Annotated in this window: 23 protein-coding genes; 4 read left to right on the top strand and 19 right to left on the bottom strand. The window is 68.6% G+C overall.

Features of this window, described 5'->3' with window-relative positions; translation table 11 throughout:
• Positions 1 to 53 precede the first annotated feature (53 nt).
• The 8 genes from ACFV15_RS34555 to ACFV15_RS34520 all read right to left on the bottom strand — a co-directional run bounded on the left by ACFV15_RS34555 (position 54) and on the right by ACFV15_RS34520 (position 7584).
• Positions 54 to 1031 carry a zinc-binding alcohol dehydrogenase family protein gene (locus ACFV15_RS34555; RefSeq protein WP_378355815.1) on the bottom strand — a complete coding sequence of 326 codons (978 nt, stop codon included), beginning with the start codon at positions 1029 to 1031 and terminating at the stop codon, positions 54 to 56.
• 16 nt (positions 1032 to 1047) lie between these two features.
• The gene (locus ACFV15_RS34550) at positions 1048 to 3411 is read right to left on the bottom strand and encodes a GNAT family N-acetyltransferase (RefSeq protein WP_378355814.1); all 2364 of its coding nucleotides are present in this window, start codon (positions 3409 to 3411) and stop codon (positions 1048 to 1050) included.
• Positions 3408 to 3983 carry an HPP family protein gene (locus ACFV15_RS34545; protein ID WP_378355812.1) on the bottom strand — a complete coding sequence of 192 codons (576 nt, stop codon included), beginning with the start codon at positions 3981 to 3983 and terminating at the stop codon, positions 3408 to 3410. The genes ACFV15_RS34550 and ACFV15_RS34545 overlap by 4 nt, the downstream gene beginning before the upstream one ends.
• A 12-nt stretch (positions 3984 to 3995) precedes the next feature.
• Positions 3996 to 4571, bottom strand: a complete 576-nt coding sequence (locus ACFV15_RS34540) for a hypothetical protein (protein WP_378355810.1) — start codon at positions 4569 to 4571, stop codon at positions 3996 to 3998.
• A 63-nt stretch (positions 4572 to 4634) separates the two neighbouring features.
• Positions 4635 to 5135 (bottom strand): universal stress protein, encoded by a 501-nt coding sequence (locus ACFV15_RS34535; protein ID WP_378355808.1) that lies wholly within the window; start codon positions 5133 to 5135, stop codon positions 4635 to 4637.
• Positions 5132 to 5929 carry a hypothetical protein gene (locus tag ACFV15_RS34530; RefSeq protein WP_378355807.1) on the bottom strand — a complete coding sequence of 266 codons (798 nt, stop codon included), beginning with the start codon at positions 5927 to 5929 and terminating at the stop codon, positions 5132 to 5134. The genes ACFV15_RS34535 and ACFV15_RS34530 overlap by 4 nt, the downstream gene beginning before the upstream one ends.
• The gene (locus ACFV15_RS34525; RefSeq protein ID WP_378355805.1) at positions 5929 to 6888 is read right to left on the bottom strand and encodes an Acg family FMN-binding oxidoreductase; all 960 of its coding nucleotides are present in this window, start codon (positions 6886 to 6888) and stop codon (positions 5929 to 5931) included. The genes ACFV15_RS34530 and ACFV15_RS34525 overlap by 1 nt, the downstream gene beginning before the upstream one ends.
• A gap of 99 nt (positions 6889 to 6987) precedes the next feature.
• Positions 6988 to 7584 (bottom strand): hypothetical protein, encoded by a 597-nt coding sequence (locus ACFV15_RS34520; RefSeq protein ID WP_378355804.1) that lies wholly within the window; start codon positions 7582 to 7584, stop codon positions 6988 to 6990.
• 139 nt (positions 7585 to 7723) lie between these two features.
• Between ACFV15_RS34520 and ACFV15_RS34515 the strand changes: the two genes are divergently transcribed.
• Together ACFV15_RS34515 and ACFV15_RS34510 are read left to right on the top strand one after the other, a co-directional pair.
• Positions 7724 to 8143 (top strand): HPP family protein, encoded by a 420-nt coding sequence (locus tag ACFV15_RS34515; protein ID WP_378355802.1) that lies wholly within the window; start codon positions 7724 to 7726, stop codon positions 8141 to 8143.
• On the top strand, positions 8143 to 8607 hold the full coding sequence (locus ACFV15_RS34510; protein WP_378355800.1) for a universal stress protein: 465 nt from the start codon (positions 8143 to 8145) through the stop codon (positions 8605 to 8607). The genes ACFV15_RS34515 and ACFV15_RS34510 overlap by 1 nt, the downstream gene beginning before the upstream one ends.
• Before the next feature lie 44 nt (positions 8608 to 8651).
• On the opposite strand, the gene ACFV15_RS34505 is transcribed toward ACFV15_RS34510, so the two are convergent.
• From ACFV15_RS34505 to ACFV15_RS34460, 10 genes are all read right to left on the bottom strand, one after another.
• Positions 8652 to 9734 (bottom strand): acetate/propionate family kinase, encoded by a 1083-nt coding sequence (locus ACFV15_RS34505; RefSeq protein WP_378355798.1) that lies wholly within the window; start codon positions 9732 to 9734, stop codon positions 8652 to 8654.
• 105 nt (positions 9735 to 9839) lie between these two features.
• A complete protein-coding gene (locus ACFV15_RS34500) occupies positions 9840 to 10166 on the bottom strand; it encodes a hypothetical protein (RefSeq protein WP_378355797.1) in 327 nt (108 codons plus the stop codon).
• Positions 10167 to 10174: 8 nt separating this feature from the next.
• Positions 10175 to 10456: a hypothetical protein gene (locus ACFV15_RS34495; protein WP_378355796.1), complete on the bottom strand. Its 282-nt coding sequence runs from the start codon at positions 10454 to 10456 to the stop codon at positions 10175 to 10177.
• A 310-nt stretch (positions 10457 to 10766) separates the two neighbouring features.
• Positions 10767 to 11174 (bottom strand): Hsp20/alpha crystallin family protein, encoded by a 408-nt coding sequence (locus ACFV15_RS34490; protein WP_378355795.1) that lies wholly within the window; start codon positions 11172 to 11174, stop codon positions 10767 to 10769.
• A 111-nt stretch (positions 11175 to 11285) separates the two neighbouring features.
• On the bottom strand, positions 11286 to 13631 hold the full coding sequence (locus ACFV15_RS34485; RefSeq protein WP_378355794.1) for a phosphoketolase: 2346 nt from the start codon (positions 13629 to 13631) through the stop codon (positions 11286 to 11288).
• Positions 13628 to 14500 (bottom strand): universal stress protein, encoded by an 873-nt coding sequence (locus ACFV15_RS34480; RefSeq protein ID WP_378355793.1) that lies wholly within the window; start codon positions 14498 to 14500, stop codon positions 13628 to 13630. The genes ACFV15_RS34485 and ACFV15_RS34480 overlap by 4 nt, the downstream gene beginning before the upstream one ends.
• A gap of 23 nt (positions 14501 to 14523) precedes the next feature.
• On the bottom strand, positions 14524 to 15354 hold the full coding sequence (locus tag ACFV15_RS34475) for a universal stress protein (protein WP_378355791.1): 831 nt from the start codon (positions 15352 to 15354) through the stop codon (positions 14524 to 14526).
• The gene (locus ACFV15_RS34470) at positions 15338 to 16186 is read right to left on the bottom strand and encodes a universal stress protein (protein ID WP_378355789.1); all 849 of its coding nucleotides are present in this window, start codon (positions 16184 to 16186) and stop codon (positions 15338 to 15340) included. Before ACFV15_RS34470 ends, ACFV15_RS34475 begins: the two co-directional genes overlap by 17 nt.
• Entirely contained in the window at positions 16183 to 17013 is an 831-nt protein-coding gene (locus ACFV15_RS34465) for a universal stress protein (protein ID WP_378355788.1), read from the bottom strand. Before ACFV15_RS34465 ends, ACFV15_RS34470 begins: the two co-directional genes overlap by 4 nt.
• Before the next feature lie 14 nt (positions 17014 to 17027).
• Positions 17028 to 17585, bottom strand: coding sequence for a hypothetical protein (locus ACFV15_RS34460; RefSeq protein ID WP_378355786.1), 558 nt, complete (start codon positions 17583 to 17585; stop codon positions 17028 to 17030).
• 153 nt (positions 17586 to 17738) lie between these two features.
• Here ACFV15_RS34460 and ACFV15_RS34455 point away from each other — a divergent pair, with 153 nt between their 5' ends.
• Positions 17739 to 18263, top strand: coding sequence for a hypothetical protein (locus ACFV15_RS34455; protein ID WP_378355784.1), 525 nt, complete (start codon positions 17739 to 17741; stop codon positions 18261 to 18263).
• A gap of 114 nt (positions 18264 to 18377) precedes the next feature.
• Entirely contained in the window at positions 18378 to 18779 is a 402-nt protein-coding gene (locus ACFV15_RS34450) for a nuclear transport factor 2 family protein (protein WP_378355783.1), read from the top strand.
• A gap of 79 nt (positions 18780 to 18858) precedes the next feature.
• On the opposite strand, the gene ACFV15_RS34445 is transcribed toward ACFV15_RS34450, so the two are convergent.
• Positions 18859 to 20892 (bottom strand): SGNH/GDSL hydrolase family protein, encoded by a 2034-nt coding sequence (locus ACFV15_RS34445; RefSeq protein WP_378355781.1) that lies wholly within the window; start codon positions 20890 to 20892, stop codon positions 18859 to 18861.
• Positions 20893 to 21314: the final 422 nt, after the last annotated feature.

Raw genomic sequence — 21314 nt, 5'->3', positions numbered from 1 at the left:
GGGACTCGTTAGTGTTACGGCCGGTTCTAACCGGCCGTACCACTCACGAGTCCTTATGCCATAAGGACGGCCGCGCCGGTTACCCGATCGCTCGCGAGGTCGGCGAGCGCCCGGTCGGCGGCGTCCAGCGGGTACGGCATGGTGGTGACGTGCAGGCGGTGCTCACCCGCGAAGCGGAGGAAGTCCGCGGCGTCCTGGCGGGTGTTCGCGGTAACGCTGCGGAGCTGCCGTTCCTGGAACAGGTGCCGCTGGTAATTCAGCGACGGGATGTCCGACAGGTGGATACCGGCGATGGCCAGCGTGCCGCCCCGGTCAAGCCCCGCCAAAGCAGGAAGTACCAGGTCGCCCACCGGGGCGAACAGGATCGCCGAGTCCAGCGGCTCGGGCGGGGCATCCGCGGCACCTTGCGCCGAAGCGACGCCGAGGTCCAGCGCGAGCGTCTGAGCTTCAGCGCTGCGGGTCATGACGTGCACGGTGAGCCCGCGAGCGAGCGCGACCTGGGCGGCCAGGTGCGCACTGCCGCCGAAGCCGTAGATGCCCAAAGTGCCGCCTTCAGGCACGGCCGCGCGCTCCAGCGCCCGGTAGCCGATGATCCCCGCGCACAGCAGCGGAGCCAGCTCCGCGTCGGAGTAGCCGTCCGGCAGCCGATGGGCGTAGGCGGCGGGCACCGTGCAGTACTCGGCGTAACCGCCGTCGGCGTCCCAGCCCGTGTACACCGACTCGGGGCACAGGTTTTCCGCGCCACGCAAGCAATATCGGCACTTGCCGCAGGTTCCGCGCAGCCAGGCGACGCCGACACGGTCACCGAAGGCGAACCCTTCCGCCGCTTCGACGACCTCACCGACCACCTCATGGCCCGGTATGACGCGGGGCCGGTGCACCGGCAGGTCGCCATCGGCGACGTGCAGGTCCGTCCTGCACACGCCGCAGACCCGCACGCGCAGCAGCAACTCCCCCGGCTCTGGTGTCGGGACCGGGTCACGGACACCGGCCAGCGGACTTCCCGGCCCGATCACCCGCCACGCGAGCATGGGCCTCTCCTCGCTGTCAGGCGCGCAAGCGCCGCAGGTACGGATCCTCCGGTAAGCGGCTCGGCTCCACGAACACCCGCACGGCGCCGACCTCGCAGCCGTCCGGGGTCAGCACCACCGGATCGAGGTTCACTTCGACGACCTCGGGCAACAACTCGACGAGCCTGCTCACCCGCACCAGTATGTCGCGCAGTGGCGCCAGGTCCTCCCCGTCACCGAAGATCTTCGCGGAGTTGCGCAAGCCGTGGATGAGCGCGTCGGCGTCTTCCAGCGTCAGCGGACCGAGCCGGACGGCGCGGTCGTCGAGCAGGTCGCAGTTCTCCCCGCCGAGCCCGAACTCGATCACCGGGCCGAACGTGTCATCCGACTCCCCGCGCACGATCAGCTGGCGACCGGCCGCCGCGGCGACCTCCATGCCGAAACACGCCAGCAGCTCGACGCTGTCCGCATGCGAGAGCCATCCCGGCTTCGAATACCCGGAAACCAGTCCCTTGGCGGTAGCCAGGTCGACCTCGGGCAGATCGGGAACCTGCCCAGAGGGAAGGCTGAGCCAGCGGGCGCGCCGGACCAACCGCGCCATGACTCCGGCGGCGGCCTCGGCGTCGCCGTAGCTCGGGATGGGAACGTCGTCGGCCAGGCGCGTCACGGACTCGAGCTGGCCGAGGCGGACCGCGAGCACCGGCTTGCCGCCATGTGAGCGCATTGTGGCCAGCGGGTCACCCGCGCCGGTCGGCACGCCCGCCGCGATGACGCCGTCGACGCCCTCGTCGGCGAGCACGGCCTCGACGCAGGCCGCGAACACTTCGGGGGCCACGGCCGCGCTCGTGTCGAGCGGGTTGTGCAGGCTGGCATGGCCCGGAAGCAGCGCACGCACGGTGTCGAGTGTGGCCGGGCTCAGCTCGGGCATCGTGAGACCGTGCCGGACGCACGCGTCAGCGGCCAGCACGGCGGCGCCGCCGGCATTGCTCACGACGACCACGCGGTCTCCGGCGGGCAACGGCTGCCAGGACAGCGCCGCGATGAGCTCGACGAGCTCGGTGATGGTGTCGAGCACGGTCACGCCCGCCTGCTCGAACAGTGCGTCCTTCGTGGCCGAGGGGACGATCGCGGCCGCCGTGTGCGAGGCGGCCGCCCGCTGCGCCAGCGCGGTGCCCGCACCACGTACGGCCAGCACCGGCTTACGCCTGGCAAGCGTGCGGGCGAACCGGCTGAACTTGCGCGGGTTGCCGAACGATTCCAGGTAGAGCACGGCGATGTCCGTGCGCTCGTCCTGCTGCCACCACAGCAGCAGGTCGTTGCCGCTCACGTCGTATTTGTCCCCAGTGGACACCAGCGTCGACACGCCGAGCCCAAGCGTCGCGAGTGATTCGAGCAGCGCGATGCCGAAGCCGCCGGACTGGGTGGCCACGCCGACCCTGCCGGAAGGCACGGTGTCACGCGCGAACGTCGCGTCCAGGCGGATCCCGGTGTTCGCGACGCCGAAGCAGTTGGGCCCGACCAGCCGGATTCCGCTGCGATGCACGGACTCCCGCACCCGATCACCGAATTCGGTGCCCGTCATACCCGCGGTGATGAGCACGACGGCCCGCACTCCGCGTGCGCCGCACTCGTCGATCACCCCTGGTACCAGCTCGGCCGGAACGCAGATCACCGCCAGGTCCACCGCGACCGGCACGGTCGCCACGCAGGGCACGCCGAGTATCTCGTCCGCGTTCGGATTCACGGCGTAGAGATCACCGCCGTACCCGCCGTCGACGAGGTTCCGCAGCACGGCGTTCCCGACCGAACCCCGGCGGCGGCTCGCACCGATCACGGCGACGGACCTCGGCATGAGCAACGAGCGCAGACTCGCCACCTCGGCCACCCGTTCCCGCTGCCCGACCGCGTCCAGATAGGACTCGGGTTCGGTCAGCAGCAGCTCGACCTCACGTTCGGCGCCACTGCGGCTGATCGTGTACGGCAGTCCCAGGTCGACGAACACCCGTACCATCTTGGCGTTCTCTGCCAGCACCTCGGCGAAGAACCGGGTGACCCCGCGCTGCCTGGCCATCGACACCAGATGCTCCAGCAGCAGGGTGCCGACGCCGTGCGTCTGCACGGTTCCGTCCACCACGAGCGCTACTTCCGCATCACCGGTTCCCGGCCGCGGCTGGTAGTTGGCGACGCCGATCAGTCGCCCGCCCAGGAACGCGCCGACACTCTGCCCGGCCACGATGTCCTGCACCAGGCGGTTCAGCTTCACCGGATGAGCGGTGAAGAACCGCATGTACACGTCGTGCTCGTCCAGGCCCTGGTGCAACGCCAGCACGGCGTTGAAGTCGGCGTCGGCCAACGGGCGTACCGCGACGACCACGCCGTCGCTGAGCAGCGCGTTGGTCATGTCGTGGCCCGTCCCAGGTCGCTCAGCTCGATCCCGGCGACTCCGGGAACCGTGCGCAGCAGCGCCTCCACGACCCGGCGCTCGGCCTCGTCGCGGAACTCGCCGGTCACCTTGACGACCCCGCCGCCGACCTCGATCGACCAGCGGTCCTGGTGAGCCGCGTAGTCACTCAGCAGTGCGCGGACGTGGCTGGCGATCGCGTCGTCGTGGCGCACCAGCGGGCGCAGCAGGTCTCGCCTGCTCACCACGCCGACGAGCCTGCCGTCGGAGACGACCGGGAGGCAGCGCAGCCGGTCACGCAGCATCCGGCGCGCGATCTGCGCGACGTCACTGTCCGGCTCGGCCACCTCGACCGGGCTCGTCATCAGGTTCCCGACGGTGATGTCCGGATCGGCCTGCCGCACCCCGACGAGCGCGTCGAACTCGGTGAAGACACCGACCACCTGGCCGTCTTCGCCGACGACGGGCAGCCCGGCGAAGCCGTGTTCGGTCAGCACGACGATGGCCTCGCGTACAGTCGTTCCCGGCTCGGTGCAGATCGCGGGACTGGTCATGATCTCGCTGGCACGCATTTCCTCGCTCCTTCAGTACTTCGTCCAGTCCTTCGACACGGCTTCCCATTCCCTGTCCCAGGCGGTGTGACGGCGCCGGTTCAACGCGAGCCGCGCGAGCATGAACAGCCCTGCGGTGAGCGCACCCACGATGAGCCACGCGGCGAAAGCGGCGCCGACACCGATGCCTGCCGCGTCGCCCGAGGAGATCGGGGCATCGACGGCGTTTCCTTCACGGTCGAGCCAGATCGGGACCGATTGACCGGCCAGTGTTCCCGCGTCCGCGGTCACGATGCCTTCGCGGACGACACTGTCCGGCGTCGTCCAGCGCGCCTTCACGTTGTCCGTGGCGTGACTCGGGGAACCGTCCACCCGGAACTGGATCGCGGAAGCGTCGTCGAGCAGCACTGCCGTCGACGGATGCCGGGATGCCTGTTGCTCGGCCGAAACCGTCAGCTGACGGGCATAGACCTCGGAACCGAACGCGGCCGCGACCGGCATCGCGAGCAGTACCACGAGCACCGCCCCGATCAGGAAGACGGACTCCAGCCGATCCCAGCTCCTGGCCATCGGGTTCTGTCCACAGTAGATTTTGCGCCACCAGGCCATGACGGCCCCTTTCCGGGTTGGACCCGGCCGCGGTACTGGCCAAGAGGACCGCGACCGGGAGTCTCAGATGATCGGACCGGGCTCGAGCACGGTCGAGGCCAGCAGCCGCCCCAGTTTGCTGCCCTCGGCGCGGGCGGGCGGCGGGATGATCGTCACGGCGCAGGTCGCGCGCCGCAGACAGGCGCCGGACACCGAGCCGACGAGCAGATGCAGCAGCTTGCCGGCGCCGTGGCTGCCCAGCACCAGCATCGTGGCGCCTTCCGAGGCCTTCACCAGCACGTCCGCCGGGTCGCCTTCGATGGCCTCACAGACGATTTCGCAGCCGGGCCGTTCGCCGAGTGTCTTGCTCACCAGCGCTTCGAGCTGCTCCCGGTGGGCCTTCCCCGCTTCAGCGAGGTTCCTCGAAACCGAGTCGTCGTCGAGCATCGGGTCGTGGATCCACGCCGTGACGACCTGCAGGGTCGCGAGGCGTTCCGCGGTGGCCAGATCACACGCCCAGTACAAGGCCGCGATGCTGGCTTCGGAGCCGTCCACGCCGACGACTATCCGGTTTTCCTTGGTCATGAGGATGCTCCTTCGAGTTGCGTTGGTTCGCTGTCTGTTGCCCGCTCGGGACAGCCGACCGAGAGCAGTAGCTGGGGAAACCCGCCGACGCCGAGTGACTCGGACAACGCGCCGCGCGCGGCGGACAGATCGAACGCCTCGGTCACCAGCGAGCAGGTCAGCTCGTGAGTGGTGGCGGCCAGTATCAGGTTCTGGGTCAGCCAGCCCGCGCGGACCAGGTCCTGGCGTTTCTCGGTCGCGGTGATGACGAGCATCGAGGTCCAGGTCAGCCCGGCGAACTCCTCGTGCTGGAAGTGGTGCCGCAGCTTCCAGCCGATGCGCGGCAGCTCCGGCTCCTGGTCGGCGTCCAGCGCCAAGACCCCGACGCCCTTGGCCACGCCTGGTGTCTCGTCGAGCAGGTGGGTCACGAGGTTGGCCACCGCGGGCGGCTCTCCCGGCAAGGCGCGCCCGAACACCGCGCCGTACCTGGCGAAGTCGCTGGAACCGAGCCGGGTCCGCCTCGACGCGCGGACGCGCGCGACCCGGTCCAGGTCGGACACGCTGCCCGACAGGTCTGTTTCCGGCCGCCACGCGAGCACGCGCATCGCGGCCTCGACATTGGCCAGTACCGCGCCACAGGTGAGCAGCCGCTCCCGGCCGAGCCGGTCGTTCGATCCGCCAAGGCGCTCGAAGAGTTCGACACGGTCCTCGTGCAGCTCGATCGTCCACTCGTGATTCGGCCACATTCGGCGGGCTTCGCGTGCGGCACGCACGATCAGGCTTCGCTCGTCATGTGACCAGGCGTGCGCGGCCATCACCGCTCCCCCGTCTTGGTCACCATGGCGAGATCCCGCCGGGGTGTCGGCGCACCCGGATAGCCGTATCCGAAGCGCAGCACGGTTTGCGGGTATTCGTCGCCACCGAGAAGCGTGCGCAGCTCGGCCCTGAGAGACGGGATTTCCATCGGCTGAGAAAGGAAGGAGGAACTCAGTCCGGCGTCGGTGGCGGTGAGCAGCACTCTCTGCATGGCCTCTCCGGCCCGCAGTTGCGCGCGCGGGCCGTCGGTGCGGCTCAGCAGCACCGCCACCACCGGGTCTCGCTCGTAGGCGCGCACGGCCGAGGAGGCGACGTGATGCCGCACGGGCAACAGACCGCCGTCGGGGTGTGGGCCGCCCGCCGCGGCAGGCACGCCGTCCAAGCGGTGTGGCTCGGCGGAGGTCCATGCGCGCTTTTCCGCCTGGAAGGCGGGATCCTCGGCCTGCATCTCATCGGCGCGCCGGACCAGGGAGGCGACCTTGCTGACCTTGCCGATCTCGTCGAGCAGCACCAGCCTGCCGCCTTCGGCGTGCGCGGCGGCGGTGAGCAGGTTGCGGATGTTGCGTGGCACGGCCTGCTCGGCGAACGGGCGGCGGTTGGTGAACCGGCGCGGGATCGCGGCGGCCAGCCGCAGCTCGCTTTCGTGCGGCCGCCGCCGGAGGCCCAGTTCGACATGGGCCAGCAGCGCGGGCCTCGTCCGGTCCGGTAGCACGTCGATCTCGCAGGACCGGCCCGCAGCCGCGATCGCGAGCCTGATGTTGAGCAATGCGGCCCCACAGGCCAGCGTGGCCTCGCGGCCGTCGGCGTCGCACACCTTGAGCAGGCGGTCGGTGTCGAGGAAAAGGTCGATGCCGGTCGGGCCGAGTTCGAAGATCCACGGTTGGGTGTTGTGCGGTGACGGCGCTCGGACGGCCGCCTCGACGGCGGCGGTGAGAACAGTGGATTCGGTGCGGATCATCGCGAAACACTCCTAGCCGGTGGATGACGTATTCAGCGTGCGCTTGGAGAACCTGACCGCGGCAGTAGCGCTGGTCCCGCCTGGTTAGGGTCTTTCGCCCTACGAGCGGGTCCACCGCTGTTCGGTGAGCCACCATTCGCGCTGCCAGGCGGCCGCGTTGATCCGTCCGATCACTACCCGGAACGCCGCGTAGGCGAGACCGAGCGCGGCCAGCACACCGAGCCACAGACCGATCCCGGCACCCACCCCGCGGGAAACCGCTTGTCCGTACGTGAGTGGTTCGTCGGCACGATTTCCTTGCTGGTCCAGCCAAATCTTGATCGTCCGGCCTTTGAGCAAGCCTCGACCGGCGGGCACGTCACCCGTGCGATAGCCACCGTCCTGCGCTGTCCAGGTCGCCGCGGTCGGCGCGGTGTCGGTGCTCATTCCGCCACGGCCGACCATGACGATCGACGGGCCGTTCTCCAGCAGCACGGCGTCTGCCTGAGTCCGGGTCCGGAGTTGCTCGGCCGCCTTCTCCTGCTGCTGCCTGTAAACCGTGGAACCGACCGCGGCCGCACAAGGGAACGCGAACAGCGCGAGCATCAGCCCGAGCACGATGAGAGCGCCTTCGAGACGGTCCGAGAGACGAGCGAGCGGATTGGCCCCGTGGCGCACCGTGCGCCACAGCCGCATCCACCAAGACAACGGATTCATCGCGAAACCTCCCTGCTACCGGCTGATGTCGTACCTCCAGGATCGCCAGGCGGTTCGGTGGGCAGGAGAGTCGTCGGTCCCGGCTCATCAGGGACTTCCAGCGCTGTCCTGACCAGGTCTGCCCGGTGAGACTGGGATCATGCGAGTTTCCGAAGTGATGAGCACACCCACGATCGCGGTCACCCCGGCCGCGACGGCCGACGAAGCCGCCGCCGTCATGACCGCCAACGGCGTGACGACCCTGCCGGTCGTGGACCAGCAAGGAAAACTGCTCGGCCTGCTGACCGAAGAGGACATCATCCGAACGCGCTACCTCTCCGACCCGCGTTCACAGTTCGACGCCGACAGCGGCGTGTTGCTCCGCGGGCACGCGAAAGTCGGTTCCCTGCTGCGCGAGGCATGCGGGACCCGGCCGGACACCGAGCTTGCCGAACTCGCCGCGCGGATGGTCGAGCTGCGGATGCGGTCGGTCCCCGTACTCGACGGCGACCACGTCATCGGCATGGTGACCTGGCGCGACCTGCTGCGCGCACTGGCGGACAATCCACAAGGGAGCTAATGATGAAGACAACGACGATCGTTGTGGGCATGGACGGCTCGCGGCAGAGCGAGGCCGCACTGCGCTGGGCCATCGAGGAAGCGGGCTACCGGCAGGGGCGCGTGCTGGCGCTGATGGTCCGGCCGAACGCGGCACTGCTGCCCGGCACCTCGTTCGCACCGCAGCCGCACGGCAGGCTTCCGGTGCTCGAGGCGACCTACCCGCTGCCTGCCAGGATCGCCGCCATCCGCGACGAGATCACGGGCGCGGCGCCGGTGGACGCCACCGTGCTCACCGGAGATCCCACCGCCGAGCTGGTCGCCGCGTCGGAGAACGCCGACTTGCTGGTCGTCGGGGCCCATCGTCATGGCGGCGCGGTCGGCGAGATCCTGCTGGGCAGTGTGGCCGCGCACTGTGTGCGGCACGCGAAATGCCCGGTCGTGGTCATCACGCCGGAAGCTTCGGCCAAGTACCAGACCGTTTGAGGATGATGGCGGTGCCTCGCACTGAGACACCGCCATCTGCTCGTTCAGGCGCTCACTCGAGCCAGCGCCAGCTCGGCGCCGCGCGCGAGTTCGAGGTCTTCACGGGTGCGGACGATCATCGCCGCGACACGGGCGCCGGGTGCGCTGATCACCCGGTCGCCGGCACCACCGACGCGCACCGGACCGACGCCGAGCACGCTCAGCCCGTTCGCCAGCCGCTCGATCAGCTCCGGCTGGTGATCGGTGACGCCGCCGGTGAACACGACCGCGTCCAAGTGGTCCAGGCTCGTCGCCATCGAGCCGATCGCCCGGCGCAGGCCATGCAGGTAGACCTCGATCGCGAGCTCCGAATCGTGGTCGCCGGTTTCGGCGGCGGCGAGCACGACCCGGAGATCACCGCTGGTGCCGCTCATACCGGCCAGCCCGGAGCGCCGGTACAGCGCCTCTTCCATGTCCTCGGCGGACATCGGCGCCGTCTTCAGCACATGCAGCAACAGGCCCGGATCGACCGAACCGGACCGGGTGGCCATCGCAGGTCCTTCGAGCGGGGTGAACCCCATGCTGGTGTCGACACTGTGGCCATCCCGGATCGCCGTCACCGACACCCCGGCGCCCAGATGGCAGCAGAGGATCCGCGAGGCGCCTGCGACCAGTTCGGGGGTCCTGCGCGCGATGTACTGGCAGGAAAGCCCGTGGAAGCCGTAGCGGCGGAGCCTGCCCTGCCTGGTCCACTCGCGCGGCAGCGCGTAGTGCGAGGCAGCGGGTGGCAGCTCCGTGTGGAAGCTGGTGTCGAAGCACGCGACGACCGGAACCTCGGGCAGCAGCTCGGTGACGGAGCGGGCGACAGCCAGCGAAAGTGGCTGATGCAAGGGCGCGAGCGGGATCAGCCTCGCCAATGCCCGCAACAGGTCCGCCTCGACTACCGCGGGCTCCGCCCGCGAACCGCCGTGCACGAACCGCACGGCCACCGCGTCCGGCTTCGGCCAGCGGTGGACGGCGTCGGCGACCACCCAGGAATCCTCGGCGGGGTCGGCCATCTCCCAATTCGCCCAGCCCACCGCCGTGCCGTTCTCGACCAAGGTGGCCTTGAGGCTGGACGAGCCGGGATTGAGCGTGAGGACGCGCATGAAGCTCTCCTTCGTCGCAACGTGCCCTCAGCAAACCTCACGCGCCCGGCATGCGGATTCGGCCAGACTTCCTCAAGTCGCCAGGACCAAAGACCCTGCCTCGTTCTAGACCTCTCCGCGGCGTCGCCGAATTCCCCAGGCTCGGCACTCTCTCTGCTGCGACTCCCAGAGCTGCCAGGCCTCGATCTTCTGCCCGGCGCTCGGCCGTTCCCCGAAGGGGTCTTTGACCTTGTTGATACGGAAGTAGCCGACTCCAGGTTTTCCCTCGCGAGAGCCTGCGACATGCACGACCAAGGCATCGAGCTGCGAACCGGCGGCTTCGAACACGCGTGAGTAGGAAACGGTCAGTGCCCGATCGACGGCGCCGTTCTCGATGACGTAGTCGATTGCCTTGTCGACCTGCTCTGTCGTGATATCTCCAGCGGCTCCCACAGACGTACCTATACCTTTCTCATGAGGTTGAACAGGCGGAACGCGGCGTCCAAGGCCAGGCAAAGTCCAGCGGCGGTCACCATGAAGGCGACGCCGATCTCCAGCCCCGCGGTCAGCCGCTCAGCCGACGACACGAGATGCGGCAGCCGCACCGACCAGTACACCGAAAGCGCAAGCGCCGGCCCGAAGAGCCGCAAAACGATCATGGGCGTGGATAGCGTGAACGTGTCGATCGCGTCGGTGTCGCTTCGAGCCGCCGCTTCGAAGGCGAGCCGTCCTTGATCTTCCACTCTTCGCAGGCTTCCACGGTGTCGTGCCTACCAGGCGCGGCGGGCGAAAAGTCAGGAGCTCATGCGGGAAGCGGTGACGACAGGCGCGATGAGCGTGCCGCTCAGGCCGATGGTCGCGCCGAACAGCGCCGCGGTCGCCGCATCCACAGTTCGCTCCTTTGTCCCAGCTGCGGGTGCATGCAGAGCCGGCCGGGATCGGTGCGGCGTTTCACTCCGTGTCAAAATCGTTAGTCCGGGAACCTGCGTAAAGGGAGGGGCTCCCCGGATGGCGAATCCGGGAAGCCCCTCACCTCACTCGAGCGGATAGCGCTCAGCCCTTGCCGATCTTGATCTCGACCTGCTTCTCGGTCGGCTTCTCCTCGTAAGGCATGGTGATCTCGAGGATGCCGTCGGTGTACGTGGCGTCGATGTCCGCCGGGCTCGCGCCGGCGGGCAGCGCCACGGTGCGGCTGAACGAGCCGTAGTAGAACTCGCTGTGGCCGTTCTCGGTCTTCTGCGCCTCCCGCTTGGCGGCGATCGTCAGCAAGCCCTCGTGCGCGGTCACCGTGATGTTCTTCTCCGGGTCGAATCCGGGCAGTTCGGCGCGGATCTTGTACTTACCGTCCGAAGTGGACTCCTCGATGCGTACCGGGTTGTGCTCGGCGAACGGCCACGGGTTCTCCAGCCAGGCGGCGATGTTCGGCAGTGCCAGCCTGGGGTTGGGTACCAGTGCGGTCATTGTCTGCTCTCCTCACTTCGCGACTGATGTCACCACTCCAGCAAACCGCTGACGGGGCGCGCTCGAATCGGGCGGACTACCCCAGTCACCGGGACCAAAGACCCTGCTGGGTCACCACGACCAATCGCGGATCTCCGGCAGGTCGTCGCCGTGTTCGAGGATCCAGCGGTGATGCCGTTCGCGTGCCTCGGTCATCCGCTGCCTGGGGATGCCCGCGGTCGCGAGCAGGCCGGGTACCCGGTCGATCACGTCGATGACGAGCTGGAAGCGGTCCATGTTGTTGCGCACCAGCATGTCGAACGGCGTGGTCGTGGTGCCGTGCTCGATGTACCCGCGCACGTGCATGTCGTGGTGGTTGGTGCGGCGGTAGGCCAGCCGGTGGATCAGCCATGGGTAGCCGTGATACGCGAAGATGACCGGCCGGTCCGGGGTGAACACGGCGTCGAACTCGCGGTCGGTGAACCCGTGCGGATGCTCGGCGGCGGGCTGCAGGCGCATCAGGTCCACGACGTTGACCACCCGCACTGCCAGGTCCGGCACCAGCTCGCGCAGCAGTTTCGCCGCGGCCAGCACTTCCAACGTCGGCGCGTCACCGGCACAGGCGAGCACGACGTCCGGTTCCCGGTCGACATGGGTGCTCGCCCATTCCCAGATCCCGATGCCGCGAGCGCAGTGCAATGCGGCTTGTTCGTCGTCGAGCCAGACCGGGCTGTCGTTCTTGCCCGCGACGATCACGTTCACGTAGTCCCTGCTGCGCAGGCAATGCGCGGCGACGTGCAAGAGCGTGTTCGCGTCCGGCGGAAAGTACACGCGCACGACCTCGGCGCTCTTGTTCGCGACGTGATCGACGAACCCGGGGTCCTGGTGCGAGAAGCCGTTGTGGTCCTGCCGCCAGACGTGCGAGGTCAGCAGGTAGTTCAGCGACGCGACCGGCCTGCGCCATGGGATCGACCGATGCACCTTCAGCCATTTGACGTGCTGGTTGAGCATCGAGTCGACAATGTGCACGAATGCCTCGTAGCAGGAGAACAACCCGTGCCGCCCGGACAGCAGATAGCCCTCGAGCCAGCCTTGGCACAGGTGCTCCGAGAGCACCTCCATCACGCGCCCATCCGGCGCGAGGTGCTCGTCGACGGCGTACACCGGCAGTTCCCAGGTCTTGTCCGTCACCTCGAAGACCGCGTCGAGCCGGTTGGACGCCGTCTCATCGGGCCCGAAGAGCCGGAAGTTCTCCGGATTGAGCGTGAACACGTCGCGCAGGAACCGGCCGAGCACCCGGGTCGGCTCTGCGATCGAGACTCCGGGCTGGGGCGATGCGACGGTGTGTCCGCCGACCTCGGGCAGGCCGAGCGGGTGCAGCACCAGGCCACCGTTGGCGTGCGGTGACGACCCCATCCGCCGTTCCCCGCGCGGGATCAGCGCGGTCACGCTGTCCGTCGGCCGTCCTGTCCGATCGAACAGCTCGTCCGGCCGGTAGGACCGCAGCCAGTGCTCGAGCTGCTTCAGGTGCTCCGGGTTCTCCCTGGCCGCGGGCAGCGGCACCTGGTGTGCCCGCCAGGTGCCCTCGACCTGTTGTCCATCCACAATGGAGGGTCCGGTCCAGCCCTTGGGGCTGCGCAGCACGATCATCGGCCAGCGCGGCCGGTCACCACCGCGGCGGATGCGGTCCAGGTCGTCGAGCGCGTCGTCCAGCACGGCGGCCATCGCGTGGTGCATCGTCTCCGGGTCGGAGCCTTCCACGAAGATGGGCCGGTAGCCGTAGCCGCGCATCAGCTCGGCGAGGTCCTGCGAACTGATCCTCGAGAGCACGGTGGGATTGGCGATCTTGTAGCCGTTGAGATGCAGGATCGGCAGCACCGCGCCGTCACGCGCCGGGTCGAGGAACTTCGCGGAATGCCAGCTGGTGGCCAGTGGCCCGGTCTCCGCCTCACCGTCACCGACCACGCACGCGACGACCAGGCCGGGGTTGTCGAAGGCGGCGCCGAACGCGTGCGCCAGCGAGTACCCCAGCTCGCCGCCCTCGTGAATCGAACCCGGCACCTGCGGTGCGACGTGACTCGGCACGCCACCGGGAAACGAGAACTGGCGGAACAGCTCTTTCATCCCGGCGGCGTCGTAAGGCACTTCTGGCCACGCCTCCGAATAGCTGCCTTCGAGCCAGGTGTGCGCGAACAGCGCCGGGCCGCCATGCCCGGGTCCCGTGACGAACATGGCCGGGAAGTCCCGTCGCACGATCGCCCGGTTCAGGTGCGCGTAGACGAAGTTCAGCCCCGGCGAGGTGCCCCAGTGCCCCAGCAGCCGCGGTTTGACGTGTTCGGGCCGCAACGGCTCGGACAGCAGCGGGTTGTCCATCAGGTAGATCTGCCCGACGGCGAGGTAGTTCGCGGCACGCCACTGGGCGTCCACTTGGGACAGTTCGGCGGCGGTCAGCTCAGCGCGGACGTCGGCCGCGGTCACCGATCGGCCTTCGACCTGATGACCAGCACCGGGCAGTGCGCGTGATGTGCCAGGGCCTGGCTGACCGAGCCGAGCAGCAACCCGGCGAACCCACCGCGCCCTCGGCTCCCGACGACCACCAGCTGCGCCTTCTCGCTCCACTCGAGCAAGGCGTGCCGGGGACGGTCTCGCACGAGCACGCGCTCGATCGTGACGTCGGGGTACTTCTCCTGCCAGCCGGCGAGCCGCTGGGCGAGCAGCCGTTCCTCTTCGTCCTGCAACGACTCCCACTGCACCACCAGCCTCGCCATGCTGGTCGGGCTGTCGTAAGTGGTGTCTCGCCACGCGTGCACGGCGATCAGCGGGACACCGCGCAGCGACGCCTCCTCGAACGCGGTCGCGAGCGCAGCCTCGCTGAGCGGACTACCATCGACTCCGGCCACAACAGGGCCTTCACCCGGCCCCGCGGTGCCACGCACGACGGCGACCGGGCAGTCGGCGTGACTCACGACCGCGGAGATGGTCGACCCGAAGACGCTCTCGCCCGCTCCGCCTACGACGACCATGCGAGCGGTCTTCGAGAGGTCGAGCAGGTACGGCACCGGGGAGTCCGGCGGCATGAGCGTCTCGACCGCCAGGTCCTTGTTCACCGCACGTGCCTGCTCGACGGCATCGTCGAGGATTCGCTTACCGTCCTCGTTGAGGAAGTCGAACAGCGGCGTCGGGCCGGCGATCCCGCCACCGTAAGCGATCTGTTCGACCCGCAACGCGTGCACGAGCACCAAGCCGAGCCTGCGCGCCGACGCGAGACCCGCGGCCCACCGGACGGCGCGCGTCGCCTGCTCGGTGCCGTCGACTCCGACGACGATCTTTCCTTCGGCGGTGTTCATCCTTTTCTCCTTGTCTGCGAAGGTCATGGCTGGAGCGCGGGCCGGACGACGGCGACCGGGCACGGCGCGTGCGTGATCAGCGCCTGGCTGGTCGAACCGAGCAGCATTCCTTTGAAACCACCGAGTCCGCGGCTGCCCACAACGAGCAGCTGGGCGTTGGCAGCGGCATCAAGCAGCGCCTGCCTCGGTTTTCCCCGGCTCAGGATGTAGTCGACCGTGACGTCCGGGTATTTGTTCTGCCACGCGGCGATCAGATTCGCGGGGTCCTCGTCGACCAGGTCGGTCCAGGTGTGGACCGCGGTCAGTGAGGCGCCACGCAGTGCGGCTTCCTCGAAGGCGAATCCGACCGCAGCCCTGCTCGCCGTCGAGCCGTCGGCCCCGACGACCACCGGACCTTCAACGGGCAGCGGCGACGCGCCGCGCGCGATGACGACAGGGCAATGGCCATGCGCCGCCAGCGCCGTCGCCGTCGACCCGATCAGCAGCCCGGCGAAACCGCCGAGCCCGCGTGACCCGAGCACCACCATCGTCGCGGACAGGGATTCCTGGACCAGCGCGGCCACCGGATTCCACTCACGTGCAGCCGTCTCCACAGGAAGGTCGGGCCAACGCTGATGGACGGCATTTTTGGCTTCGGAAAGCCATTCCAGGCCTCTGCTTTCAAACCCCTCACGCATCATTTCCGCACTGGGCAGGGCGATCGGCGCTCGAACCACCGGAATCGTGTAGGTGTGCACAAGGCGCAAGGTGAGTTGCCGCCGCGCCGCTTCGGCTCCGGCCCACAGCGCCGCGTCCAGCGCGGACGACGACCCGTCGACGCCGGCGACGACCGCGCCTTCAGTAGCGAACGGCATGGTCGATCCTTTCGGCCTCGTGGTGCACGATCGCCACCGGGCAGCTCGCGCGCCGCAGCAAGGACGCCCCGGTCGAGCCGAGCACCGCCGCGGTCACCTGTCCCCTGCCCCTCGAGCCGATCACGATCAGCTGCGCCGCGGCTCCTGCCGTCACCAACGCCCTGGCCGGGTTGTGATCGGGAACGACCCGGCACTCGGCGTTCACGTCGGGATACTTCGCCGACCACCCAGCCAGCCGGGCCTCCAGCTGCCGGGCCGCCGCAGCGCCTCGGCCAGGCTCCGCATAGACGACCAGCAGCGGCGTATCCCGGCGCGACGCGGCCTCGAAGGCGTACTCCCAGTGCACCGGATCATCGAGGGCGAGATCGACCCCGAGCACCACCGGCCCCGACTCCGGGAAAGAAGCGTGGACGATCACGACCGGGCACGAGGAGCGCACCGCGACCGCGGCGGCGACCGAGCCCAGCGCGAGCCCGCGCAGCGCGCCGGTCCGGTGCGCGCCGACCACCAGCGTGCCCGCGGTGGCGGACTCCCCGATCAAGACCTTCGCCGTGAGCCCCGCTTTCAGCTCGGCCACGACGTCGATCCCAGGCTCCGCTTCCCGCGCGGCGCGCCGCGCGTCAGCCAGTGCCTGGCAGCAGATGTCCAGCAGCATCTCCTCGCCGGAGCCCAACCGGGCTTGGCGCTGCGCCAGCTCCGACTCAGGGAAGGCGCAAGCGTGGACCAGCCGTAGCTCGGCGTCGCGCAGTCGTGCTTCCTTCGCCGCCCACTTCACCGCCGCACGGCTCAACCCCGATCCGTCCACCCCCGCGACGATCGTTTCGCGAGTCATGACCGACGCTCCGGCGTGCGCACGATCATCACCGGGCAGTCGGCGTGGTGAAGCAGCGCGTGGCTCGTCGACCCCAGCAATAACCCGGCGAACCCGCCGTGACCACGGCTGCCGACGACCATCAGGCGCGCCTTCGCACTCCAATCGATGAGCCGCTGTCGTGGCTTGCCCCGCGGGACAACCTGCTCGACGGACACATCGGGGAATTTCTGACGCCACCCGGCCAGTTGGTCGGCGAGCGCCCGGTCGGCCGGTTCGCTCTCGTCGTCGCGCTGGACATGGACCGCCACCAGCGAGTCCCCGGCCATCGACGCCTCGGTGAACGCGGCCTCGATCGCCGCCTCGTTCGCCGCACCCGCGTCGACACCGACCACGACCGGCCCAGCGACCTCGCTGCCCCGGACAATGACCACGGGGCACAGCGCGTCACTCGCCACCCGCGCGGCCGGAGAACCGGAGAGCAGGCCCGTCAGCACTCCCGCAGGCTCGCCGAGCACCAGGATCTTGGCTCGGGTGGAGGCGTCCAGCAGCACATCCAGCGGCGCGTTCTCCCGGGGTTCGGTTGTCACGTCGATTCCCGGGGCAGCCTCGTCCGCTGCCTCGGCCGCGTCGGCGAGCACGGTCTTCGCGACCTCGCGCTGCGCGTCGAACCACTCCGGCGGCGGGTACAGCTTGCTGCCGGGAGAGATGTCCGGCAGCCCGATCGCGTACACGATCCGCAGCCCTACATGCCGCCGAGCCGCCTCCGCGGCGGCCCAAGCCACCGCCCGCCGAGCGGTCTCGGAGCCATCGACCGCCACCACGACCGGCGCGCTCACGGTGTCCATTCCCGTTCCCTTCGTCATACCGGCAGCCACCGGTCCACGTCCGCCTCGACCGGCAGGATCCGTCGAAGAAGTCCACGCACCCGCAGTTCGCCGTCGCGGTCACGCGAGCGCCTGCCGGTCGGCATGAACGGATAGAAAGTCCCCCGTCCGGGCAGGAAAACGAGAACGAGCTTCCGCCCCCGGCGTCCTCCGGTCTCGGTGAAGTCGATCGTCGTGTGCAGGAGCGCCGAGCCGAACCCCGCCTCCGCGAGGCGCTGGTTCACATCCACGAGGTCGGTCAGCAAGAGGCGAAGGGCACCACCCGGGCGCCAGCACCGCACGATCGTCCGCCCGGTGAGTTCGTGACTGACCAGGTTGTGCGTCGCACGGTCCCCCGCGGTCGCCGCGATGATCTCCGCTCTGGTGAGCTCGGCCGGGCTCCCCGTTACTTTGAAGCACACCGAGCCACCGCCCGTCGGCAACAGCCCGAACTCCGACCTGAGCTTGGCTGCCACCGCACTCGCGGCAGGCAGGCCCTCCAGCTGCAGTCCCGACGTTTTGCTTCTGCCTAAAAGATTTCCCAGCAAGGTCATGGCGCCCACGCCCCTCTCGTCGCATTCCAGCCTGCTGGCAACGGAAGGGCTGAGATAGGGCGCGAGGACGGCACGCGAAGGAACGAAGTTCCCGCTCAACCGGGACGAAAGTCCCTAGGGCGATCCTCGTCCCGGCGCGGTGTTCTGACCGCTATGACGACGATCCACCACAAGCGCACCGACGAGCCCGACCTCGTCAACCGTCTGGTTCTGTGGCTGCCCGGTTCCTTCTTCTCTCCCTTGCTGGACAAGAAGATTTGCGCGCCGCGTTACACGGCCGTCGCGTTTCCCGTGCAGTACGCACGTATCGGCGACCGGGTACTCGTCGTGGCAGGAAATCCCGAACACAAGCGCTTGCGGAGGCACTTCCGAAACCCTGCGCCGCTTGAGAGTCGAGGGCCCGCGAGCAGCTTCCGCGGCACTGTCAGCCGACACCGCCGCCGCCAAATCTTCGACAGCGCCAGCGGCTTCCCGCGGCCGATACCACACCGGCCCAGGCAGCGCGAACCAATCCACGATGTCGTCGAACGTGCGGAGCGCGCGTTCCTGGTCGGGCGCGCACGTGACGTCGTGGGTGTCTTCCATTCGTCGGAGGTGCGGTACCTCTGCAAAGGAGACCTACCCACTCTTCGGCGAGCAGCGAGCCGTGACGTACTCCTGGTCCCCGATACCGTGTAGCCGACAGCCATGCTCAAGGGCTCGGCGCCAGCGAGAGAGCACCTCTACGCCTTCTGACCTGGTCGTAGGCGCACGTTCGCCGACCATGACCGAACGATTCGAATAGGAGCGGGTATGACCGACGATGCGGCCAGCCAAGTGATCAAGGCTGAGCAGGATCGGATCCAATGTCTGCTCGACGTGGATCGCGACACCTACGACCGCTTGCACGCCGCGGAGTACCGATTGTGCAACCCGACCGGCACCGTGTGGACGAAGGCCGAATACCTGGATCTCCTCACCACCGGGCGGGTCGTCTACCGGGAACTGGGGCTGACCGGCGATGTGGACGCCATCGTCGGCACCGACGTCGTCGTCCTCCGCTACCGGTGCGTCATCGAACTCAGCGTCGACGGCGCGGACATCCCGCGGCACGAGGCCTGGCACACCGACGTCTACACCAATGCCAGCGGCACGTGGCGTTGTGTCTGGTCGCAAGCCACCGGCATCATGGACCTTCCGTTGGCCACACCCTGACCCGGCACGAGGAAGGCGCGGACCCGCCGTCCGAGCAGTCGGGTTATGCGCGAACATCGCTTGTGCCGCCACGCCGGCCTTAGCAGCTCATCGGATTCTCGCGGCCATCGCGCTCTTCCGGTGACTGGCTGGTGCAGAACGAGTAGCCGCCTTTGAGGTCGCCGATGGAGGTTTGGTCGCGGGTTCCGATCGTGTAGGAGGGCTGGAGCACGCTGGCGAGAATGCCGGTGCTCGGGTAGCGATAGACCTCCCATGCGGGGAACTTGTCGCCGGTGAGTGCCGCGGTATAGGTGCTTCCGGAGGGCCGCAGCACGACCTGGGCGTTGATCCTGCCGAGGAAATTCGACCATGAGTTGACCGCGGAGACCGACACGAGCAGCGAGCCGTCGGATTGCTTGCGCGCCGTCACGTAGTTGACCCGGGTGTCGTTGCCGTCGCCGTAGCCCAAGGCGTTGCCGACGAACTCGATCGGATGCGCGTCCCGGCACCCCGCGACCCACGGCTTGGGCAGATTGGAACCGATCACACAGGAGCGGTGGACGTAGACGCCGATCTCACCGGTCTTGGTGTCCCAGGCGACGCCGATTTTGCTGGAGGCGTAAGGATTGCTGTCGAAGCCGCGGTGGTCGCCGATGGCGCCCGTGAACGTGTCCTTGTCGCGGATGAACCCCCGTGCGACGACGATTCCGTGGTCGGCGGACGGGGCCACCGACGTCTCCGCCCGCTTGTCGCCGTCGTCGGCCGCGGTGTCGAAGTAGCGGTTGCGGGCGAGCAGATGCTTGTAGTTCGTCTCGTACGGCCACGCGCGCACACCTGCCCACGGCCATTTGCTCTCACCGCCATTGTGGGAGCCGACCACGATGTAATTGGTGCAACCGCTGAAGACGTAGTCCTGTCGCCAGGTGGTCTTGCTGCCGAGACCCCACTGCTGGATCTTGTAGTCGCCCGGCGGCGGCGGCACGTCGCCGCACCCGGGCGCGGCATAGACGTGGTAGTCCTCCGCGCCCGGTACCGGATCCCACTTCAGCGTCACCGAGTACGGCTTCTCCGGATCGCCTGCCACCACCAGGTTCTTCAGTGCGGGCAACGCGGCCACGGTGGCGCCCGCCACCGCGGAACCGGCGCTGACATGGCCCTCACCGCGCATCGTCTTGACGTAGAACTCCATCCGGTGCCCGGCAGGCAACAGGTCGGACGTCCAGCTGTCCGCCCCGATCGGCAGTATCCCTGGCGAGAAGGCCTGGCCCGCGGTCGCGTCACGCTGGAAGAACTGGTAGCCACCCGCACCGAACACAGGTGCCCAGCTGACCTTCACCTTGTCCCCCACCGGGACGGCGCTGATGGTCGCGGGTGCGCCCGGCTTCAGGTCGGCGGGCAGCGAAGCCGGGATCGCGCCGTATCCACCGCCGAGCGAGAAGCGCGTGGACAGCACATCGGCGAACGCCTTGGCGATCACGTGCTCGCCCCGGACGTTCGGGTGCAAGCCGTCATAGGTGTCACGGTTCTCGTCGTACGGACTGTCGATGTCCGCGAGCGCGACGGGTGAGGCCGCCGTGGACATGGTCGCGATCTCGTTCGCCAGCGTCGAGTTGTAAGCGGAGATGAGCTGCGGCAGCGTCGGCACCGGCGCCAGCGGGGTGCGGTGCACGACATTCGCGACCACGATCCGGATGCCGGGCTTCGCCGATCGGGCGTTCGCGACGAACGACTTCAGATCGGCCACCAGCCCATCCGGGCCGCTGACTCCCCAACCGAGGTCGTTGAAACCCAGCTCCACGAGCAGATAGTCGGGCGACTGCGCGCGCACGTTGGCCGCGATCACATCCTTCGCTTGGTGCATTTGCCAGCCCCATTGCGCGAGGTGCTGGCTGTCGAAACCCACCCCCGGCCGGTAAGCGCCGGTGCGCGACGGCGGGTTCGGCACATCCGGCCAACCGGCCGGGTAGGCGGCGGGCAGGACGTCCGTTCCCGTCCACGGCCCCACGAAGTCGGCCCCCGCGGCGAGATGCTCGGCCAGCCGGTACCGCCAGGTGTAGTCGCCTTCGTGTCCTTGGCTGATCGAGTCACCGACCACCATCACCCTGGGCCCCGCCGCGGCAGCGCTGGTGCTCACGAGGGAAGACACCAAGACGACCAGTGCGAGTATGGTCGCCGACCATCTGAACATCATGCCCCCGGAAACCTCAGGAATCGCACGGCCGACGAACCGGCCGAGCCATCCCGGCTGGGCGACGCGGACGGTCGCAGGTAAGACGCACCCCACGGTGCGGGGCGACACGCCCAGATTCCGCCCAGGTTCGACAACCCTCACGCCTCGGGTGGGCAAGGATCGAGGGGGCCGTTGGGTGCGTACTACGCACTCGGGGGCACCCTCGCTTCACGATAGGGCTCTGGGCTGGGTCGTGACCCAAGGGTTCCCCACTCCAAGGGCGTTTCGACCTCACCTCCTCGACCGCCCGCTGCCGCAGATCCTCCCGTGAGGAGGGAAGCCGCTTCGCGCGGATCACGGCCGACGACCACACGATGTTTGAGTTA

The sequence above is a fragment of the Amycolatopsis sp. NPDC059657 genome, from assembly GCF_042734395.1.
Taxonomy (GTDB): Bacteria; Actinomycetota; Actinomycetes; order Mycobacteriales; family Pseudonocardiaceae; genus Amycolatopsis.
The sequence above is the reverse complement of the archived record's forward strand: the minus strand, read 5'-3'. Positions and strand labels throughout refer to the sequence as shown.

Bases quoted from the DNA above. Each gene is read 5' to 3' on its own strand.
- ACFV15_RS34555 (WP_378355815.1), bottom strand. From the start codon at position 1,031: ATGCTCGCGTGGCGGGTGATCGGGCCGGGAAGTCCGCTGGCCGGTGTC.
- ACFV15_RS34550 (WP_378355814.1), bottom strand. From the start codon at position 3,411: ATGACCAACGCGCTGCTCAGCGACGGCGTGGTCGTCGCGGTACGCCCG.
- ACFV15_RS34545 (WP_378355812.1), bottom strand. From the start codon at position 3,983: ATGCGTGCCAGCGAGATCATGACCAGTCCCGCGATCTGCACCGAGCCG.
- ACFV15_RS34540 (WP_378355810.1), bottom strand. From the start codon at position 4,571: ATGGCCTGGTGGCGCAAAATCTACTGTGGACAGAACCCGATGGCCAGG.
- ACFV15_RS34535 (WP_378355808.1), bottom strand. From the start codon at position 5,135: ATGACCAAGGAAAACCGGATAGTCGTCGGCGTGGACGGCTCCGAAGCC.
- ACFV15_RS34530 (WP_378355807.1), bottom strand. From the start codon at position 5,929: ATGGCCGCGCACGCCTGGTCACATGACGAGCGAAGCCTGATCGTGCGT.
- ACFV15_RS34525 (WP_378355805.1), bottom strand. From the start codon at position 6,888: ATGATCCGCACCGAATCCACTGTTCTCACCGCCGCCGTCGAGGCGGCC.
- ACFV15_RS34520 (WP_378355804.1), bottom strand. From the start codon at position 7,584: ATGAATCCGTTGTCTTGGTGGATGCGGCTGTGGCGCACGGTGCGCCAC.
- ACFV15_RS34515 (WP_378355802.1), top strand. From the start codon at position 7,724: ATGCGAGTTTCCGAAGTGATGAGCACACCCACGATCGCGGTCACCCCG.
- ACFV15_RS34510 (WP_378355800.1), top strand. From the start codon at position 8,143: ATGATGAAGACAACGACGATCGTTGTGGGCATGGACGGCTCGCGGCAG.
- ACFV15_RS34505 (WP_378355798.1), bottom strand. From the start codon at position 9,734: ATGCGCGTCCTCACGCTCAATCCCGGCTCGTCCAGCCTCAAGGCCACC.
- ACFV15_RS34490 (WP_378355795.1), bottom strand. From the start codon at position 11,174: ATGACCGCACTGGTACCCAACCCCAGGCTGGCACTGCCGAACATCGCC.
- ACFV15_RS34480 (WP_378355793.1), bottom strand. From the start codon at position 14,500: ATGAACACCGCCGAAGGAAAGATCGTCGTCGGAGTCGACGGCACCGAG.
- ACFV15_RS34475 (WP_378355791.1), bottom strand. From the start codon at position 15,354: ATGCCGTTCGCTACTGAAGGCGCGGTCGTCGCCGGCGTCGACGGGTCG.
- ACFV15_RS34470 (WP_378355789.1), bottom strand. From the start codon at position 16,186: ATGACTCGCGAAACGATCGTCGCGGGGGTGGACGGATCGGGGTTGAGC.
- ACFV15_RS34465 (WP_378355788.1), bottom strand. From the start codon at position 17,013: ATGGACACCGTGAGCGCGCCGGTCGTGGTGGCGGTCGATGGCTCCGAG.
- ACFV15_RS34460 (WP_378355786.1), bottom strand. From the start codon at position 17,585: ATGACCTTGCTGGGAAATCTTTTAGGCAGAAGCAAAACGTCGGGACTG.
- ACFV15_RS34455 (WP_378355784.1), top strand. From the start codon at position 17,739: ATGACGACGATCCACCACAAGCGCACCGACGAGCCCGACCTCGTCAAC.
- ACFV15_RS34450 (WP_378355783.1), top strand. From the start codon at position 18,378: ATGACCGACGATGCGGCCAGCCAAGTGATCAAGGCTGAGCAGGATCGG.